General features: G+C 38.0%; 19 protein-coding genes. 11 read left to right on the forward strand and 8 right to left on the reverse strand.

What is annotated here, in order from left to right:
* Positions 1 to 103: 103 nt before the first annotated feature.
* On the forward strand, positions 104 to 892 hold the full coding sequence (locus QLG01_RS05920) for a class I SAM-dependent methyltransferase (RefSeq protein ID WP_282496017.1): 789 nt from the start codon (positions 104 to 106) through the stop codon (positions 890 to 892).
* A gap of 26 nt (positions 893 to 918) precedes the next feature.
* Positions 919 to 1452, forward strand: coding sequence for a hypothetical protein (locus QLG01_RS05925; protein WP_004789733.1), 534 nt, complete (start codon positions 919 to 921; stop codon positions 1450 to 1452).
* Between the two features lie 52 nt (positions 1453 to 1504).
* Here the strand turns inward: QLG01_RS05925 and QLG01_RS05930 are convergent, their stop codons facing one another.
* Both QLG01_RS05930 and QLG01_RS05935 read right to left on the reverse strand, forming a co-directional pair.
* Positions 1505 to 2068, reverse strand: coding sequence for a hypothetical protein (locus QLG01_RS05930; protein ID WP_013196738.1), 564 nt, complete (start codon positions 2066 to 2068; stop codon positions 1505 to 1507).
* A 139-nt stretch (positions 2069 to 2207) separates the two neighbouring features.
* Positions 2208 to 2675, reverse strand: a complete 468-nt coding sequence (locus tag QLG01_RS05935; RefSeq protein ID WP_002116954.1) for a Holliday junction resolvase-like protein — start codon at positions 2673 to 2675, stop codon at positions 2208 to 2210.
* Positions 2676 to 2833: 158 nt separating this feature from the next.
* On the opposite strand from QLG01_RS05935, the gene QLG01_RS05940 reads away from it, so the two are divergent.
* The 4 genes from QLG01_RS05940 (at position 2834) to yccS (ending at position 7770) form a co-directional block, all read left to right on the forward strand.
* Positions 2834 to 3478 (forward strand): ParA family protein, encoded by a 645-nt coding sequence (locus QLG01_RS05940; RefSeq protein WP_013196737.1) that lies wholly within the window; start codon positions 2834 to 2836, stop codon positions 3476 to 3478.
* Between the two features lie 124 nt (positions 3479 to 3602).
* A complete protein-coding gene (locus QLG01_RS05945) occupies positions 3603 to 4721 on the forward strand; it encodes an AI-2E family transporter (RefSeq protein ID WP_005301078.1) in 1119 nt (372 codons plus the stop codon).
* A gap of 125 nt (positions 4722 to 4846) precedes the next feature.
* Positions 4847 to 5416 (forward strand): superoxide dismutase family protein, encoded by a 570-nt coding sequence (gene sodC, locus QLG01_RS05950; protein WP_081402079.1) that lies wholly within the window; start codon positions 4847 to 4849, stop codon positions 5414 to 5416.
* A gap of 203 nt (positions 5417 to 5619) precedes the next feature.
* A complete protein-coding gene (yccS, locus tag QLG01_RS05955) occupies positions 5620 to 7770 on the forward strand; it encodes a YccS family putative transporter (protein ID WP_282496018.1) in 2151 nt (716 codons plus the stop codon).
* 42 nt (positions 7771 to 7812) lie between these two features.
* Here yccS and QLG01_RS05960 read toward each other — a convergent pair whose 3' ends face one another.
* Together QLG01_RS05960 and QLG01_RS05965 are read right to left on the reverse strand one after the other, a co-directional pair.
* Entirely contained in the window at positions 7813 to 9042 is a 1230-nt protein-coding gene (locus tag QLG01_RS05960) for an MFS transporter (protein ID WP_282496019.1), read from the reverse strand.
* A gap of 371 nt (positions 9043 to 9413) precedes the next feature.
* Positions 9414 to 9779, reverse strand: coding sequence for a hypothetical protein (locus QLG01_RS05965; protein WP_005301067.1), 366 nt, complete (start codon positions 9777 to 9779; stop codon positions 9414 to 9416).
* 224 nt (positions 9780 to 10003) lie between these two features.
* Here QLG01_RS05965 and QLG01_RS05970 point away from each other — a divergent pair, with 224 nt between their 5' ends.
* Together QLG01_RS05970 and QLG01_RS05975 are read left to right on the forward strand one after the other, a co-directional pair.
* Entirely contained in the window at positions 10004 to 10591 is a 588-nt protein-coding gene (locus QLG01_RS05970) for an NAD(P)H-dependent oxidoreductase (protein ID WP_199943414.1), read from the forward strand.
* 13 nt (positions 10592 to 10604) lie between these two features.
* Complete coding sequence (locus tag QLG01_RS05975; protein ID WP_005301062.1) at positions 10605 to 10919, forward strand: putative quinol monooxygenase; 315 nt, start codon at positions 10605 to 10607, stop codon at positions 10917 to 10919.
* 46 nt (positions 10920 to 10965) lie between these two features.
* On the opposite strand, the gene QLG01_RS05980 is transcribed toward QLG01_RS05975, so the two are convergent.
* Together QLG01_RS05980 and QLG01_RS05985 are read right to left on the reverse strand one after the other, a co-directional pair.
* Positions 10966 to 11334: a hypothetical protein gene (locus QLG01_RS05980; RefSeq protein WP_005301060.1), complete on the reverse strand. Its 369-nt coding sequence runs from the start codon at positions 11332 to 11334 to the stop codon at positions 10966 to 10968.
* Between the two features lie 94 nt (positions 11335 to 11428).
* Positions 11429 to 12838: an FAD-binding oxidoreductase gene (locus QLG01_RS05985; protein ID WP_144732849.1), complete on the reverse strand. Its 1410-nt coding sequence runs from the start codon at positions 12836 to 12838 to the stop codon at positions 11429 to 11431.
* A 367-nt stretch (positions 12839 to 13205) separates the two neighbouring features.
* On the opposite strand from QLG01_RS05985, the gene serA reads away from it, so the two are divergent.
* The 3 genes from serA (at position 13206) to QLG01_RS06000 (ending at position 16377) form a co-directional block, all read left to right on the forward strand.
* Positions 13206 to 14438 carry a phosphoglycerate dehydrogenase gene (serA, locus tag QLG01_RS05990; protein WP_004789759.1) on the forward strand — a complete coding sequence of 411 codons (1233 nt, stop codon included), beginning with the start codon at positions 13206 to 13208 and terminating at the stop codon, positions 14436 to 14438.
* A 98-nt stretch (positions 14439 to 14536) separates the two neighbouring features.
* Positions 14537 to 15421 (forward strand): EamA family transporter, encoded by an 885-nt coding sequence (locus QLG01_RS05995; RefSeq protein WP_151768235.1) that lies wholly within the window; start codon positions 14537 to 14539, stop codon positions 15419 to 15421.
* 92 nt (positions 15422 to 15513) lie between these two features.
* A complete protein-coding gene (locus QLG01_RS06000) occupies positions 15514 to 16377 on the forward strand; it encodes an EamA family transporter (RefSeq protein WP_151768236.1) in 864 nt (287 codons plus the stop codon).
* 7 nt (positions 16378 to 16384) lie between these two features.
* Here QLG01_RS06000 and QLG01_RS06005 read toward each other — a convergent pair whose 3' ends face one another.
* Together QLG01_RS06005 and QLG01_RS06010 are read right to left on the reverse strand one after the other, a co-directional pair.
* Complete coding sequence (locus QLG01_RS06005) at positions 16385 to 16828, reverse strand: hemerythrin domain-containing protein (RefSeq protein WP_001019905.1); 444 nt, start codon at positions 16826 to 16828, stop codon at positions 16385 to 16387.
* Positions 16829 to 17039: 211 nt separating this feature from the next.
* On the reverse strand, positions 17040 to 17816 hold the full coding sequence (locus QLG01_RS06010; RefSeq protein ID WP_005301047.1) for a TSUP family transporter: 777 nt from the start codon (positions 17814 to 17816) through the stop codon (positions 17040 to 17042).

Genomic DNA, 17816 nt, shown 5'->3' on the forward strand with positions numbered 1-17816 from the left:
CCCACATACAACGTCAAAAATGAAACAAAATAGGTGTTTTGCCAATTTATGATTGCGGAGTATCTTATTTTATAGATGCCAGTCAGATTAAAAAGCGCAAAATATGACACAATCCTTACATCCTGCCGCTCAAAAAGGCTTCAGCTCAGCTGCTGAACTTTATCAGCAAGTTAGACCTAATTATCCCGCAGAAATAGTAAGTTGGCTGCAAAATTGCCTACAAATACAGGAAAACTCTACTGTTATCGATCTTGGATCGGGTACTGGCAAATTCTTACCCTACTTAAAACAAACACATGCAGATGTTATTGCAGTTGAGCCAATTGGCGAGATGTTACAGCAGCTTCAACAAGTTTATCCTGATATCAAAACATTACAGGCTTTTAGCCATTCAATTCCTGTAGCAGACCATGAAATTGATGCCATTATTTGTGCGCAATCTTTCCACTGGTTTGACAACCTTGATACCCTAACAGAAATGTATAGAGTATTAAAACCACAAGGACATTTAGGACTCGTTTGGAATCAACGCGACGAGCGTACGGATTGGGTGAAAGCCTTAGCTGATTTTCTACTTCCTCTTGAGGGAGACACGCCGCGTTATCATAGTGAAAAGTGGAAACGTGTGTTTGAACAACAAGATTTATTCGTATTTGATAGCATACAAACATTTACACAGTCGCAATGCGGTCCTGTCGAACAAGTCGTGAGTAAACGTTTGCTCTCTACGAGTTTTATTGCTGCAATGACTGAAAAAGATCAGTTACAACTCAAAGCACAGTTTGAAAAAATTGTTTATGATTTTACGGGATTAGGTCCTCAAGATCAGATTGATTTTCCATATGTCACATATGCATATCACTTTCAGAAAAGTACGTTACCCGTTAAATAATTAGTGAATAGGTTTGGTTGAAAGTTATGAAGAAGAAAACACCTCAAGTCATATTAATGTCTTTGCTTTGCTCTAGCCTATTACTTACTGCTTGTAAAAAAGCGGATGAGCCTGCTAAGACGGAGCAACCCTCTGCCACCTCATCTACAGATCAGGTTTTAGAAAAACTAAATGAAAGACCGGTTAAGACGTTCCCTGCTACTGCTGATGATGCACACGATATTGCGCTTTTAGAGGACTATGACCGCCGCTTTACCGAAATGAGCGACGAGATGGAAAATGAGTTAGCAAAAATGCATGAAGCTGGAACACTCACAACAGATTTTGAACAACAACGTACACTCGATAATGTGCGCTCTGCTCTGACCATGTTAAAAGATTTAGATTTAAAAACTGAGCAAGGTCGTTACATTCAGGGACTACTTTATCAATATTGGGAAAACCAAGAAAAACACTATAGTGATAAGCACGCGACTAAAGATGAACAGATCAATGATCTTGCAGACTATTTACAAGCTCAAAATCAATTAAAATACTGGAAAGCATCACAACAGAAATAAGTATTACATTACTTATAAAAAAGCCTTCATATTTATGAAGGCTTTTTTCAAATTATATATTTTGCTTTTCAACCCAATGAATTGCCTGAACACGGAATAATTCACATGCACCATCACCCGTGTCGGTTGGCGTAAGTGAAGATTTCCAGACTAAGTTTTTGTCTTTAATCTCGACAAGATCCCCTTTTAGATAAACGAGATCACCACGTTTAACTTGTTTAATCTGCTGAGCAATTTCAGGGTTTGCAGGAATGATGTGCATGTTAGACACCATTTGCATTGCTTGCTCTGCTGGAACAGGTAATTTAGGAATTTTCCAGTTTAAATAACGGTCATATTGTTTCACTGAAATGTGACGTGCAATTTCAGGCTGTGCAAACAATCCCCAACTTACCGCATAGTCGATAGGAGAAAATTTAGCTTGTTCATCATTTTGATAAACTTTTGAACCCAAGATTCTGAAATTTCCTTGAAAAGGCTGTAACACAGAAATAGATTGATCTTTTTCTATCGGGTTCAAACCATTGGCAATATTATATTCACTTGAGGTCGATGCAAATGCTGAACTCATGCCAATAGCAGTCAGCAAGCCCATCATCAAACATTGTTTTTTCATCGCGTTACACCTCAAATATTGCTAGATCAAAGTGAATAGATCTTCAATTTATAGTAGCCTTAAGTGATGAAAAAAATATCGGAATTTAGTAACAATACAGATCAATTTCGTCTATTTTTGTGCTGAATTAAACAGCTTGTTAATCTTCAAAATCTATTCTCAAAGTTTCAAAACGAACCTTGCCTTGTTGGACCGCTTGTGCAATCGCTTGCTGACCTTTAGTGAGCCTTGCACCGCCACTTTTTACATCAAGTAGAATAATATTAATGTCTTCTGCCGTACCATCACCATCACGGAAATCGGTATATCCATCAAAAATAATATAGTCCACCGGATCGCCCATGAATTTTGCATCGCTGGGTAAATACTGAAATTCAGGCAAAACTGGAGCAAATTGTTCTGCCATTTTTCCTTTCAACACCGCACGGCTTGTATTTACACTTCTCTTTTGTGCTTGAGTAAGAGCTTGTTGATGCTCTAATTCAAGTTCAGCAATATATTGTTCATATTCAGCCTTAATTCGGCCATTCCGAGTGTTTGATAAAATAAGAGTAGTGATAATGATGCCAATTCCAGCACCAATAAGCATGGCAAGCCATACAGACATAAATTTTCCTTAAAAAGCGCGAATTAAGATTACAGATCTAATCATATCTAAAATAACGAAACAGCTTAAACTTTTGTCAAATGTGGTCATCTCCTTCACATAAAAAGATGCTAAGGTATAAAACATAAACAAATGTGCTGCTGAAAATAATTGGATTTATGAAAACGATACTTATTGCAAATCAAAAGGGCGGATGCGGAAAAACCATGACGGCCATTACGTTGGCAACAGCATTGGCACAAAAAGGATATAAAGTAGCATTAGCAGATTCGGACAATCAAAAATCGGCTTTACAGTGGTTAAAACAGCGCCCCGATGGCGTCGCAAAAATTCAAAGCCTCGACTGGCGTCACGAAAAATCAATTGGTGACGCACCTAAAAATCTGGATTATTTAATTATTGATGCGCCTGGTGCACTTTCAGGTGAACATGCTGAGCAACTCATTAGTGAAGCTCATGCCATTATTACTCCACTTCAGCCTTCATTTTTTGATATAGACAGTACTCGTCGCTTTTTGAAGCATTTACAAGATATTAAGCGTATTCGTAAAGGCAAAGTTCAGATTTTACTTCTTGCAAATCGCGTAAAACCAAACAGTGCCAGCTCAAAAGATATTCAACAGTTTTTTGAAAAAATTGAACAGGAACCTGTTGCATGGATTGCTGAACGCACTGCATATGGCAGCTTAGCAATGCAAGGCTTAAGCATTTTTGATAAGCCCCAAAAAAACTTTATTACGATTCAAAATCAATGGCAACCTGTTCTAAACAAGTTAGTTGAAGATAAAGCTGAGTGGTTTTAAATAACTTTTAGTCTCTAAAAAGACATGTATAAGGTTCTTTACATTGCGGCCTTAAAATTTGCCTCAGGTTATTTTTCAGTTAATATGACTTTATTCTATGTAGAAAATTAGAGAAATATTGTTCGTGCATCCATACGCTCCTAATTTACAGCGCGTTTTATTGTTTGGGCTGTTTTTTATTTTGATTTTTTTAGGATTTAATATCCTGAAATACTTTATTGTTCCTGTACTTTGGGCTGCCATCATTGCTTATATGACTTGGCCTATTTATTTAAGAATTCAACGTTTTTTTGGAGAAACCCGTAATACTTTAAATGCAACTCTAATGATTAGTCTGGTCATTTTGGTTGTTGGCGTCCCTTTTACATGCGCTATTTTTATTTTGCAGCATGAAGGCCGCAACTTATATTTTGACTTACAACGTCAAGTTTTTTCAGGTCATTTAAGTGTCCCTGATTTTATTCGTGATCTTCCTTTTGTTGGAAAAGAAATTTCTCGTACACTCAATGAGTTAAATAACGACCCTAATAGCACAATTCAAAATGTTGCAGCTTGGGTACAAAGCCATTTAAGTTATGGCCGTGTACTGCTCGGTGAAATTAGTAAAAATATTGTCAAACTTGGCTTTGCCGTATTTAGCCTATTTTTCTTCTACCGTGATGGTCAAATGATTTTGTCTCAGGTGAGTAAAGCCTTAGAAATGGTTATAGGCCCCCGTATTCACCATTATCTCGATACGATTTCGGAAACGACTCGTGCTGTAGTCTATGGCGTGGGTTTAACTGCAATTGCTCAAGCTGTTTTAGCTGGATTAAGTTATTTCGTAGCAGGTGTCCCTAACCCAATGGTGCTTACCATTGCTACTTTCTTATTGGCTTTAATTCCATTTGGTACACCCATTTCCTATTTAGGTGTCGGTCTATGGTTGTTCTCTCAGGGACAAACTATGGAAGCAATTGGTGTAGTGGTTTGGGGTGTAGTGATTGTTAGTAGCTCAGATAATGTGATTCGACCACTTGTGATTTCTGGTGCTACAAAAATTCCATTCTTATTAATCATGTTTGGTGTGTTAGGTGGTATTGCTAGTTTTGGATTAGTAGGTTTATTTATTGGACCTGTAATTCTGGCTATTTTACTGGCAATTTGGCGTGAATGGTTACATGAAACCATTGAGCCTGAACCTATGCCTAAAACGACTATGATTTATGATTCTGAAAATGAATCTTCTAACGATAAAGAGTGATTTATTTATTTAATTTAAAAATGTTTCTAGATACAAATTAACTATTTAAATTAACTTGTAGGTTAAACCTGCGTTTGTTTGAATCAAACAATCATATATATTTATAAGGACATCCGATCATGCAGATGTTTAATAAAATTGGCGCAGTCTGTGCGCTTACAGCTTTTTTTACGGTTGGCTGTAGTTCAGTCACAAAAACTGTATCAGATACAGCTCAAGCATTAACGACAATGCATACGAAAAAAGTAGTCGATGTAAATGAAGTGACTGCCGCTGGTATTGGTAAAAAATTAGGTACGATTAGCTTTCAAGATAGCGACAAAGGTTTAATCATCACCCCTGCTCTAGCTGACTTACCAAGTGGTACACGCGGCTTCCATATTCATGAAAATGCCTCTTGCGAACCAGCTGTAAAAGATGGGAAACCGGGTGCTGCTTTAGCTGCTGGTAGTCACTATAACCCGAATCAAGCTCCTCATCACGGTACCCCAACAACTGGCCACTTAGGTGATTTACCTGCTTTAGTAGTCGATAATACTGGTGTTGCAACGACTGCTGTGATTGCACCTCGATTGAAACTTGCTGATCTTCAAGGTCGAGCTATTATGATTCATGCGGGTGGTGATAACTACTCAGACTCACCTCTTCCTCTCGGCGGTGGCGGAGCACGAATTGCATGTGGTGTGATTAAATAATTTATGCCCTTTTCAAATTGTGGGTATCTAAAAAGATATCCACAATTTTGTTAATTTATTGATCGTTACAACTTGATGTAAGCCTAATAAAATCTTAAAAAATGACTGACTTTTGTAGATAAAAAGAATAATATTTTTGAAGTAATAAAAATTTAAAGTTACATACTGCTTTCTCACGTATTCTCTAATTTAGAACAAAAGCCGTGAACTATCTGACCCAAATATTTAATAGTTTTAAGACAAACTCGATTTTAATTTATTGCCTGCAAATTTTGATTGTACTCACAGGCACAACTTTGGGTTTACTTTGGCTAGGCCATAACGAGCTCATTGTTCCTGTGACTTTAGGCGCGATTGCAGCAGCGTTAACTGACTTTGATGATCGCTTAAGTATTCGGCTACGTAACTTGGTTTACGTCTGCCTCCTCTTTTTTACAGTCAGTAGTATTCTTGGCTTTTTAGCTCCCTACAAAATTTTCTTTATTTTATATCTTTCTCTTTCTAGTGCTTTTTTCATTTTATTAGGCGCTTTAGGGCAACGTTATGCCACAATTTCGTTTGGCACTATTTTGCTTTCCATTTATAGCATGTTCGGTTTAGGAGAATATGCGCACTGGTACCAACAACCTACCTACTTTGTTTATGGTGCTTTGTGGTACGGCTTTACATCTATTTTGTTTTTTATTATTAAGCCGACACTTCCCTTACAAGATAAGCTCTCACAAATTTTTAAAGAAATTTCTGTTCTACTTCAAGCAAAAGCACGTTTGTTTGATCCCGACAATAAAGAAAACGTAGAACAACTCTTGTATGAACTGTCTTTACAAAATACGCAAGTTGCCCAAAGTCTCAATCAAATACGCAGTTCCCTGCTCACTCGACTCAAGGCTTCGCGCGTCAGTAATAAAAGTATCTATTGGCTAAACCTGTATTTTTTTGCGCGGGACATTCACGAGCAAGCAACTTCTAATTATTTACATTACGAACATATTCAACAGAACTTCAGTCGTAGTGATCTTATTTTCCGTTTCCAAAAAAACCTGCGCCTACAAGCACAAGCGTGCCAAGATCTGGCTCAATGTATTTTGCATAATCGACCATCTCAGCCTTCGCAAGAAAGCCGGACGGTATTGAACCATTTGGAAAGTTCTTTAAAGGACTGGATACAACAGCATCCACAAAACTTTGAAGTTAAAAACTTAAGACTTATTTTTGATAATTTAAAGGGAATGCATGAACAGTTTGAACAACTACAATATGCACAGCCCTTCCCTGAAAATAATACTCAAACAAGACAAGAACACTTAAATTTACTTGATGATGATATTCAAGGGTTTTCAGATCTGATCTTAAAACTTAGGCAACAGCTTACACCACAGTCGGCCTTATTTAGACATGCCATACGAATTGCAGTCGTTTTCGCCGCAGGCTATGCCATTTCATTATTACCCTTTGCTCAGCATGGCTATTGGATTTTACTGACTAGTTTATTTGTCTGTCAGATCACTTATTTTGCGACTAAAAGCCGTCTTAAACTAAGAACGATTGGCACCTTACTCGGTGTTTTATTAGGAATACCTATTCTATATTTTGTACCGAGTATTGAAGGTCAGCTCATCATTACGATTATTTGCGGAGTCTGTTTTTTCTACTTACGGCAAAAGAAATATGCATTGGCGACGCTTATGGCCACCCTCATGGTGCTGTTAATTTTTAACTTAAAAGGTGCTGGCTACAGCATTATTTTGCCTCGTCTGATAGATACGCTATTAGGCTGTTTTATTGCATGGCTTGCCGTAAACTTTATATGGCCTGATTGGAACTTCCGTAATATTCCTAACAATATTAAGAAAAGTAGCAAAGCGACCTTAGATTATTTCAATGTGATTGTTGAGCAATATCAATATGGCAAAAATCAAGATATAGAATACCGTCGAATTCGTCGTGCTGCCCATAATGCTCAAATCGAGCTGTCGAACATGATCTCGAGTTTAAGTGCTGAACCGAATCCAAATCCTCAACTCATTCATTACGCTTTTCGCTATTTGGTTTATAGCCACAGCCAGCTGAGCTATGTGGCAGCGTTAGGTAGCCAACGGCAGAAAATTGATGAAGAGCAGGTTTTACAATTATTACTCCGTTGTCAGCAAATTTTGAGCCAGAGCGTACTTGGGCAAATCCTACCCGACCACACACTCATTTCTCAAGTTTTAATAGAAATTCAGGACTTAACAGCTCAAGAACAGCTATCAGAGAAATACACCTTAGTCTTGAAACAAATCAGTTTATTGTTAGAAACATTACCAGAATTACTGATGCTTAAAGACAAGCTGTTAGAGCAAGAAATTACCTAATATTAAAAAATACCGGAATATAAATTCCGGTATTTTTTTAATTTAATCATTTCCTTCAAGCTTTCTTTCTTGCATTTCCTGCGTTAAAGCACTTCGTGGTTGAGTAAACCAAAGAGCAATAAAGGTAAATGCAGATAATACAAAGGCCCATAAATGAAATTGTGTATAGAGGTAACGTACCAGTTCAATAATGGCAAAAAAGCTCATCATCAATAGCATCGAAACAGCCGCTGCAACAGTTCCTTTTGATACTTCAGATGACATGAGTGCAAAGCGATATAAGACTGAAAAGCTAATTCCCTCACCAAAACAGATGAGCGTCATACCTGTAAGCAAACAAGGAATTAAATAGGTTTGCCACACCACACCTAATATTAAGATGAGTGTCCCAATCAGCATAATCGGCAAGCCAATTAGAATAGTTTTACCTAAAGCTAGACGGTCAATAATTTTAATTAAGACAATGTTACCTACAATGAGACCAACAAATACTGGAAATTGAGCCAAGCCATATTGCACACTAGTGAGCTTTAACTCATCTACCAAAATGATTGGAGATAAAGCAATCCAAAGCATTAAAGGCATGCCCACCAACGGTAAGGCAAGACTTAAGCCTAAAAAACGGCAGTTAGTAAACACCTTTTTAAAATCATCAAAAAGATAACTAAAAGGTTGTCGAGTTACACTGGCTTGCTGACTTGGCATCTGTTTTTTCAAACCGACCCAACTGAGTAATGCCAATACAGCAATGGCGACAAATCCCCAATGCCAAGAAACATAATCAATTAAAAAGGCTCCAAGTACAGGCCCCAACAATGGTGCAAGCAACGAGATATTTGCCATGAGTGCCATAACTTTAATTGCATCACGTTCAGCAAAACTCTCTTGAATAGCGGCATAACCGACTGCGGAGATTACAGTTAAGCCAATTCCCTGCAAAAATCTTAATGCTAGAAACTGTTCTATTTGCCGCGTTAGTAAAATTAAAAAGCAGCATAGAGCAAAAAACAAAACCCCTGCTAGCAGTACTTTTTTACGTCCGAGACGATCTGACAATGGTCCAAGTAACCACGCAACTGTAGCGCCACCTAATAAATAAAATGACATTGAAGATGGTGCCCAAGTGGCACTTACACCAAAATCTTCAGTAATTGCCAACATTGCTGGCTGAATAAGGTCATTGCCAATATAAACCGCAAATTCAAATAGCACTAAGGCCAAAGGAAACATCAACGTTGTACGGTTCAACGTTGTCATTTGAATATTCTTCATGAGTTGTACACTTCAAAATAGCGGCCAAAATGTCTCAGCAACTACATATTGAATTAAATAATGTAGTCATGACGATGACAGTATGGTCTATCAATCTTTAGTTAAGTTTTTATATGCCGTGAGAGTGCATGTTTAGAATGTGAAACACCGTATTCACAAGGTGTCTAAAACGAGAAAAAATGTATGACGTGAGATTCGGTAATTTTTACCAATTGGCACAATTGCCGAGCGCAACAATAGCACTTTTTAAATTGATCAGCAATCATGCAATTTCAAGAAGCTTAAATTTCAGTTTTTTGTACTCAAAGACCCACAAATTCTTGTTGTGCACAAACTCAAAGTTATCCACATATTCGATAAAAAATTAAGCATTAAGGACAAGGATTAACTTGAAAGTCTGGGGCATCTTGTCCTTGTGTACATTGATAGCTTTGCTTTTTATTTACAATTTTCCAGACTTGCTGGTCTCGCTTTAATAAATATTCTGTACGGACTTTTGTTATCGCATCTTCGCTCGGATCTGTCTGTAAGATAGTGACTTGAGCATTAGAGGGATCATCGGCAGCATTCATTTGCTGTGAAATATCCAAATTGTTTGCATCATTTAAAAGATCGGGCTGATCAAGCAATACCGCTTGTATCGGGCTATCAGCAAGTTGAGCAGAAGAATTTTTCGCTGGAGTACACGCCGTTAGCGTTACAAGGCTAAAAGCAATCAGCAAACTCATTTTTCTCATACGTGATCTCTTAGATTTACTCAAATTTAATGCTAAAGACTACAAATAATTTTTTCCGTTCTACTTTGTAAAGTGTTCATCTTTAATGTGGAAAATAAAATGATGCATCAAATCAATATTAGTGACTTTTAATCAATAATATTTTTCCTATTCATGCATTTTTCAACAAGAGTAAATTCCTTAAAGTACACATCAAATTTAGGAATTTAATTAGAGTAACTCTCATGAGCAATATTTTAGTGATTAATGGCGCCAAACAATTTGCCCATTCAAATGGTGAATTAAATGACACGCTCACGACATTGGCAACCGACCATCTCACTGAACTAGGCCATGAAGTTCAAGTGACTCGTGCAGATAGCGACTACAATGCAGAAGCTGAAGTAGAAAAATTCTTATGGGCAGATGTTGTTATTTATCAAATGCCAGGTTGGTGGATGGGTGCACCATGGACAGTTAAAAAATATATTGATGATGTATTTACTGTAGGTCATGGTTCACTTTACGCAAATGATGGTCGTAGCCGTTCTGATACATCAAAAAAATATGGTTCAGGTGGTTTAATTCATGACAAAAAATATATGCTGTCACTCACTTGGAATGCGCCAATGGAAGCATTTGACGATGCAGATCAGTTCTTCCACGGTGTAGGCGTAGATGGTGTTTATTTACCATTTCATAAAGCTAATCAGTTCTTAGGCATGAGCACCTTACCGACTTTTATTGTAAACGACGTGATTAAAATGCCTGACGTTGATAGTTATGTTAAAGAATATAAAGCACACTTAAATAGTGTATTTGCAGCAGCTTAATAAGGAGAAATCCATGCTAACCATTATTGCAGAAATTCGCACCAAATCAGCTGGGCAGCATCGTCAAAACGTGTTGGATGCTTTTCAAAAAATTATTCCAACTGTTTTAGCCGAAGATGGTTGTCATGGTTATGAACCTTTAATTGATCACAAATCAAATGCGAGCTTCCAAACCCACGAGCCTGACACAATTGTGATGTTAGAAAAATGGGAAAGTGTTGCTCATCTTGAAGCACATTTGACTACACCTCATATGCAAGCACATCATGAAGCAGTTAAAGATGATGTCATTGATGTCAAAATTAAAATTTTAGAAAGCGGCGTATAATTTAGCCCATAAAAAAAGACGATATATTTATCGTCTTTTTTTGTTTTTAAGAGCAAAGCTGTGTTTGGAAACCTCTAGAGCCTTTCCCTCTCGCACACTGATAGCTTTTTTGCTTATTCTGCAAATGCCACTTTTCATCCACTAATTTAAATGCATATTCTGTTCGAATAGCAGAAACGGAGTCATCCATTAAACCGGTTTGAATGACAACAATACGGGAAACCGTTGGAGATTCTACTCTATTAAACACTTGCTGAACTGAGGTGTTATTGTGCTCTTTTACAATCTCAGGTTGAGCTTTAAGTACTTGTTGCATTGGGGTTTCGGAACCCACAAAAGGAATTAATTTACTGGTCGTCGCACACCCAGTGAAAAGTCCAGCACAGAGCGCTGAAATTAAAAATAAACGTTGCATTTTTATCACCAAAAACAAAAGGCATAGCTTTATGATGCTATGCCTTTGTCGGTTACTCTGTAGAAACTATGTAGTCCTACAAAATAGATCTAATTTAAAGATCAAATAATTTACCTGGGTTCATCAAACCATTCGGATCAAATACTTTCTTCAAAGCTTTCATATATTCAATTTCTTCAGGCGAACGTGAATATTCCAAATATGGCTTTTTCGTCATACCTACACCATGCTCGGCAGAGATTGAACCATCGTATTTTTTAACGGTATCGAACACATATTTATTCACAACCTGACACTTCGCAAAGAACTCATCTTTGGTTAAGTTTTCAGGTTTTAAAATATTTAAGTGCAAGTTACCATCACCGATATGACCGAACCAGCAAATTTCAAAATCAGGATAGTTCTCTTGAACAATTGCATCAATCTCACGAATAAATGCAGGCACGTGAGTAATTAATACTGAAATATCATTTTTGTATGGAATAAACGGCGCGATTGATTCAGAGATATCTTCACGTAAACGCCATAAACTTTCTACTTGGTCAAGGCTCTGGCTCATTACACCATCAAGTACCCAACCCTGCTCCATACAATGCTCGAAAATTTCCATTGCTTTATCGAGAATTGGCTCATATGGTGCTTCAAACTCAAGCAATACATAGAACGGACATTGAGTTTCAAATGGACGTTGTACATGTCCATGATCTAAAACTTTTTGCATTGCAAGTTCACCAAAGAACTCAAATGCAGTTAAATCGATATCTTTTTGGAACGCATGTAATACAGGCATTACTGCATCAAAATCAGGAACACCTAAAACTAAAACTTGTAAGTTTTGTGGTTGGCGCTCAAGTTTAATTTCCGCTTCAGTGACTAAACCTAATGTACCTTCACCACCAATAAACAAATGCTGTAATGCATAACCAGTTGCATTTTTAACCATGCCTTTGTTTAAACGTAAAATATCGCCTTTACCAGTGACAACAGTTAAACCAAGCACCCAATTACGTGTCATGCCGTATTTAATAACTTTAATACCACCAGCATTGGTACCAATATTACCGCCAATCTGACTAGAACCCGCTGACGCGAAATCAACCGGATAATACATACCTTGCTCTTCAGCATAGTTTTGCAATTGTTCAGTCACTACACCAGCTTGCACTCGTACCATACGATCTGCTGGGAAGAACTCAAGAATCTGGTTCATTTTGTCCATGCTAATGACAATTTCACCATTGGTTGCTACAGCACCAGCAGAGAGACCAGTACGACCGCCTGACGGTGTAATCGCAATATTAAACTGGTTCGCAAGCTTTACAACTGCCTGAACTTGTTCAGTGGTCGATGGAAAAACGATGACCGATGGGTTCGGATTAAAATGCTTGGTATGATCTTTACCCCAGTTTTCGAGACTATCAGCATCGGTTTTAATACGGTTTTCACCGACGATTGCTGTTAATTGGGTGAGTAACTCAGGTGTTAAAGCGACTGGAGCATTCATCGTTTGCAGACCTAGCAAGAAGTAAACTATGGTGGGAATATGACTTCATATTTTCAGGGTTCTCACCTGAGCAAAGCCATAATGTTCAAGGAACTCCTATATTCTACATGCAACAGCTCAAGCGATAAAGTTCAGAATAGAGATACTGTCACTACAAAACATGTTTAACGTAAATAAATGCTTTTCTATGGGACTTCCAGAGAAAAATCTCATACCAAACCTATTCTAAATTAATCACAAGCCATAAATAGAAGTGATTAGACATAGATAAAATTGCCATAAGACGATGGCGCAAACGAAATATCTATAGTACCGACCATTATGTTATGATAGCGCCACCAAATTTGGCCTTTGTAGCGGAGCCGTAATGAGCCAACATCTTTCACTACCTAAAGATAAAATCCGTTTCCTTTTGTTAGAAGGCGTTCACCAAAACGCAGTCGATACTCTAAACGCTGCGGGTTACACCAATATTGACTATCGCAAAACTGCTCTTGAAGGCGAAGCACTAAAAGAAGCTGTTAAAGATGCTCACTTTATTGGTATTCGTTCGCGTACCCAATTGACTGAAGAAGTTTTCGAAGCTGCAAATAAATTGATCGCAGTGGGTTGTTTCTGTATCGGAACCAACCAAGTTGATCTTAAAGCAGCAATGGCACGTGGTATTCCTGTATTCAACGCACCGTATTCAAATACGCGTTCGGTTGCAGAGCTTGTACTTGCTGAAACAATTCTTCTTCTTCGCCGTGTTCCTGAAAAATCGGCGGCTTGTCATCGTGGTGGTTGGGACAAGTCTGCTGTCGGTTCTTTCGAAACTCGTGGCAAAACTTTAGGTATTGTAGGTTACGGTTCCATCGGTTCTCAGCTTTCTGTTCTTGCTGAAAGCTTAGGTATGCATGTGATTTATTACGATGCTGTAACTAAATTACCAATGGGTAATGCTCGCCAAGTTGGTTCGTTAGACGAACTTTTAGCGACTGCTGATGTAGTTACATTACATGTGCCTGATGTTCCATCTACACGCAACTTCTTCACTAAAGCACAATTTGCAAAAATGAAAGAAGGCGCAATCTTCCTAAATGCTGCACGTGGTACATGTGTAGTGATTGAAGATTTAGCGGATGCCATCAAATCTGGTCATATTGCTGGTGCAGCGGTTGATGTATTCCCTAAAGAACCAAAAGCAAATGGCGAAGAGTTTGTTTCTCCACTTCGTGGCTTAGACAATGTGATTTTGACTCCTCACGTTGGTGGTTCAACCATGGAAGCGCAAGCAAACATCGGTTTAGAAGTTGCAGAGAAATTTGTTGCTTACTCTGACAAAGGTATGACGCTTTCTGCAGTAAACTTCCCAGAAATCGCATTACCATTGACTGCTGGCCAACACCGTTTATTGCACATCCACAAAAACGTACCTGGCGTATTGTCTAAAATCAACAACTTGTTTGCTGAGCAAGGCATCAACATTTCTGGTCAATCACTCATGACTAAAGGTGACATCGGTTACCTCGTAATGGACGTTGACGCTTCTGCTTCTCACGAAGCTTTAGATATGTTGCATGAAGTTGAAGGTACAATTCGCGTGCGCGTATTGTTCTAATACGAACTGTAAATTTAAAAGCCACAGCATTGTCTGTGGCTTTTTTATGGACATTTACATTATCATGTGAAAAGTATACCAATCGATCAAATAATAAAATGTCCAGTTCGAACCAGAAATCTCAGCTACATGCGTTGGGTTTTCTTATTCTCGCTATGCTGAGCGTACAAAGCAGTGCATCTTTAGCTAAATTTCTGTTCCAGAGCTTTCCTACCCTTACCGTTTCAGCAATGCGCTTATGCTTAGGTGCAATTATTCTTGCCTTTATTTTTAGAATTTGGCGAATTAATTTTAGTCAGGTCCGCTGGAAAGCTATTTTAGCGTATGGCTTTGCTCTTGCAGGAATGAACGCACTTTTTTATCTGTCAATTGAACGGCTACCCATTGGTATTGCAGTTGCTTTTGAATTTATTGGCCCCTTAAGTGTGGCCTTATACCATGCACGCCAAAAATATGATTTTGTCTGGGTCAGTTTAGCGATTGTTGGTCTCATTTTACTATTCCCTTTCAATCAGGCTCATAGTCTGGATTGGATCGGAGTATTATTTGCGGTTAGTGCTGGCGCATGTTGGGCACTTTATATTATTGCTGGACAGAAACCGTCAGGTATATCAGGCAATCACACTGTGTGTTTAGGAATGAGTGTGGGCGCATGCATCTTATTACCCATTACTTTTTTCTCAGGCTCAATAGGGCAAGTTATAGAGCTCCCCTATCTTTTTTATTTTATTGGTTTGGCAATTTTAGCCAGTGCATTACCCTTTTCTTTAGAAATGCTAGCCCTACGTAATTTAACGCCTTTAAGTTTCGGAACATTGATGAGCCTAGAGCCCGCAGTTGCTGCACTTTCTGGTTTTATCTTTTTAGGTGAGTATTTGTTATGGAATCAATGGTTGGCACTTGCAACAATTATTGCAGCTTCAGTCGGTTGTACCATAACCACTCAAAAAGCACGTCAGGAACGTGAAAAAACAGTAAGTTAAATCGACTAAAACCACGAGTTAAAACATGGCATTCGCTATAATTAATACTTGTTAGTTTTAAATAATATTAGATGAGGCCCTAGGGTATTTCCATGCAGAATCTTCCCATTATTGCTGTGCTATATATGATTCTGTCGATGGTCTCATATCAAATCAGTGCTTCATTTGCTAAACAGCTCATTGCAATATTAGACCCTCTTACCGTTACAGTTTTAAGGCTGAGTTTTGCAACGGTTATTGTCGCCATCATGTTCCGCTCATGGAAAATCTGGTCACGCTTACCCTATTTAAAATGGCGTGATTTATTGATGTACTGCGCGTCTTTGGGTCTCATGAATATTTTATTCTATACGTCGCTTGGAAAGTTACCTCAAGGGATTGCAGTTGGCTTAGAGTTCATTGGTCCATTAGGACTAGCTCTACTTTCCATTAAACAAAAGAGTGACTACATTTGGGTGGCATTTGCGATGTTAGGTATTGCATTAATGGTGCCTTGGCAAGACCCAACACAGCACCACTTTTCCTATGTCGGTGCTGCCTGCGCGCTAGGTGCTGGACTTTGCTGGGCATTCTATATTTATTTTGGTCAGAAAGTTGTGACCCAAAATATAGGAATGCATGCTTTAACCATTGGAATTGGATTATCTGCTCTAACCTTACTACCGATTAGCATCTGGCATAATGCTCCTGCATTACTTGAAACACAGTATTGGGGTAAAGCATTACTTATTGCTATTTTAGCGACGGCTATTCCATATGCACTTGATTTAATGGCACTCAAACAACTTACTAAATTAACTTACGGCACCCTAACAAGTTTAGCACCAGCATTGGCAGCATTAACGGGTTTCTTATTACTTCACGAAGAAATCAGCATGCTGCAATGGGTGGCTTTAGGTTGTGTAATGTTGGCATCAATCGGCGTTACTTTAAGAAGTTCTAAAAAAGTAGCATAGTTAAATACTATTGCTGCTTTTTATACTTTTTATATTCCTTTAAATATTTATTACCGAGTGTTTCTTTTTCACTATCTTTAAGAATTTTTCCCGCCTGTTGAAAAAATTTATGCTCTTCTTCTTTTAAATGATGATGAACTTTTTCACTCAACTGTTTGGCAGTTGCTAACCAGCTTGGGCTACTCATATCGGTTTTTTCGAGCTGCTCAACCAACTCATCCATTTCGTGATGCTCAGATAAAGCATGTCTCGTAATATCTAAACCGACATCGTCAAACATTAAAGGAATATAGAGGTAACGGTCTTCGGCAACTGAATGGGCATAAAGTTCATTTTTTAATGCATCAAATAGTTCTTTTCTTTCTTCAGTTAAACCATGTGTCTGAATAAGTTGTTCAGAAAGGTTACGTTGATTTTCATGGCTTTCTCTTAATGCTTCGAAAATATTCATTCTCTTCCTCATTTTTTAGCTAAAAAATCTTTTTTATTTCAAGGTTTATCATACGTTGAAATTTATAATGTTTAAGTAGCTTAAAATGAGACTATTTTTTACACAGTTTTCTTTCTAGTAAACTTCTGTAATGATTTTTATATTTCTAATTTTAAATGATACATAAAAGTATGAACTGCATTTTAGGAACAGCTCATACTTTTAATCTTATTTAACCCGTAACAAACATTTGATAGCCCAAACGGCAAATCAGGATACTCACCAAAATTAAAAAGATAATACGGACAAATCCACTACCGTATTTAAGCGCGGTACGGACCCCAACAACAGAACCAAGCACGTTTGCAACGGCCATCATTAAACCGATATGCAAAATAGCGTGACCTGTCGGAATGAGGAAACTCAAAGCAGCTAAGTTCGTCATAAAGTTACCGATTTTTGACAAAGCTGAAGCATGCAAGAAATCAACTTGTAAAAAACGGATAAAGAAGAAAATAAAGAAACTACCTGTACCTGGCCCAAAAATACCGTCATAAAAACCAATCGCCAAACTACCTATAGCAGCTAAAATCAGCATTTTATTGGTAATTTTTTGCTCAGTGTGAACCTGCCCGAAGTTCTTTTTAACTAGCGTATAAACGGCAATCACAATCAACATCACGAACACGAAAGGACGTAATACCGATTGAGGAATAAGCGATAGACAAGCTGCCCCAGCAAAAGAGCTAATCAGAGCACAAATGGCAATAACTGCTAAAAGCTTCCACTGCAATTTTACTTTTTTAGCAAATGTATAAGCAGCCGATGCAGTACCAAAAATGGATGAGACTTTATTGGTACCAATTACCGTAGCAGTCGACATGTTAGGAAAAGTGCTCATGATCCCGGGAATCTGGATGAGTCCACCGCCACCTACAGCAGCATCAATTGCTCCCGCAGTAAACGCAAAAAAGATCAAACTTAGGATAACGTCCCATTCCATGCCCAT

It is taken from the genome of Acinetobacter sp. V89_4, from assembly GCF_029967875.1.
Taxonomy (GTDB): Bacteria; Pseudomonadota; Gammaproteobacteria; order Pseudomonadales; family Moraxellaceae; genus Acinetobacter; species Acinetobacter oleivorans.

Coding starts and splice junctions, on each gene's coding strand:
- QLG01_RS05920 (WP_282496017.1), top strand. CDS start 104: ATGACACAATCCTTACATCCTGCCGCTCAAAAAGGCTTCAGCTCAGCT.
- QLG01_RS05925 (WP_004789733.1), top strand. CDS start 919: ATGAAGAAGAAAACACCTCAAGTCATATTAATGTCTTTGCTTTGCTCT.
- QLG01_RS05930 (WP_013196738.1), bottom strand. CDS start 2,068: ATGAAAAAACAATGTTTGATGATGGGCTTGCTGACTGCTATTGGCATG.
- QLG01_RS05935 (WP_002116954.1), bottom strand. CDS start 2,675: ATGTCTGTATGGCTTGCCATGCTTATTGGTGCTGGAATTGGCATCATT.
- QLG01_RS05940 (WP_013196737.1), top strand. CDS start 2,834: ATGAAAACGATACTTATTGCAAATCAAAAGGGCGGATGCGGAAAAACC.
- sodC (WP_081402079.1), top strand. CDS start 4,847: ATGTTTAATAAAATTGGCGCAGTCTGTGCGCTTACAGCTTTTTTTACG.
- QLG01_RS05960 (WP_282496019.1), bottom strand. CDS start 9,042: ATGAAGAATATTCAAATGACAACGTTGAACCGTACAACGTTGATGTTT.
- QLG01_RS05965 (WP_005301067.1), bottom strand. CDS start 9,779: ATGAGAAAAATGAGTTTGCTGATTGCTTTTAGCCTTGTAACGCTAACG.
- QLG01_RS05970 (WP_199943414.1), top strand. CDS start 10,004: ATGAGCAATATTTTAGTGATTAATGGCGCCAAACAATTTGCCCATTCA.
- QLG01_RS05975 (WP_005301062.1), top strand. CDS start 10,605: ATGCTAACCATTATTGCAGAAATTCGCACCAAATCAGCTGGGCAGCAT.
- QLG01_RS05980 (WP_005301060.1), bottom strand. CDS start 11,334: ATGCAACGTTTATTTTTAATTTCAGCGCTCTGTGCTGGACTTTTCACT.
- QLG01_RS05985 (WP_144732849.1), bottom strand. CDS start 12,838: ATGAATGCTCCAGTCGCTTTAACACCTGAGTTACTCACCCAATTAACA.
- serA (WP_004789759.1), top strand. CDS start 13,206: ATGAGCCAACATCTTTCACTACCTAAAGATAAAATCCGTTTCCTTTTG.
- QLG01_RS05995 (WP_151768235.1), top strand. CDS start 14,537: ATGTCCAGTTCGAACCAGAAATCTCAGCTACATGCGTTGGGTTTTCTT.
- QLG01_RS06000 (WP_151768236.1), top strand. CDS start 15,514: ATGCAGAATCTTCCCATTATTGCTGTGCTATATATGATTCTGTCGATG.
- QLG01_RS06005 (WP_001019905.1), bottom strand. CDS start 16,828: ATGAATATTTTCGAAGCATTAAGAGAAAGCCATGAAAATCAACGTAAC.
- QLG01_RS06010 (WP_005301047.1), bottom strand. CDS start 17,816: ATGGGCATGGAATGGGACGTTATCCTAAGTTTGATCTTTTTTGCGTTT.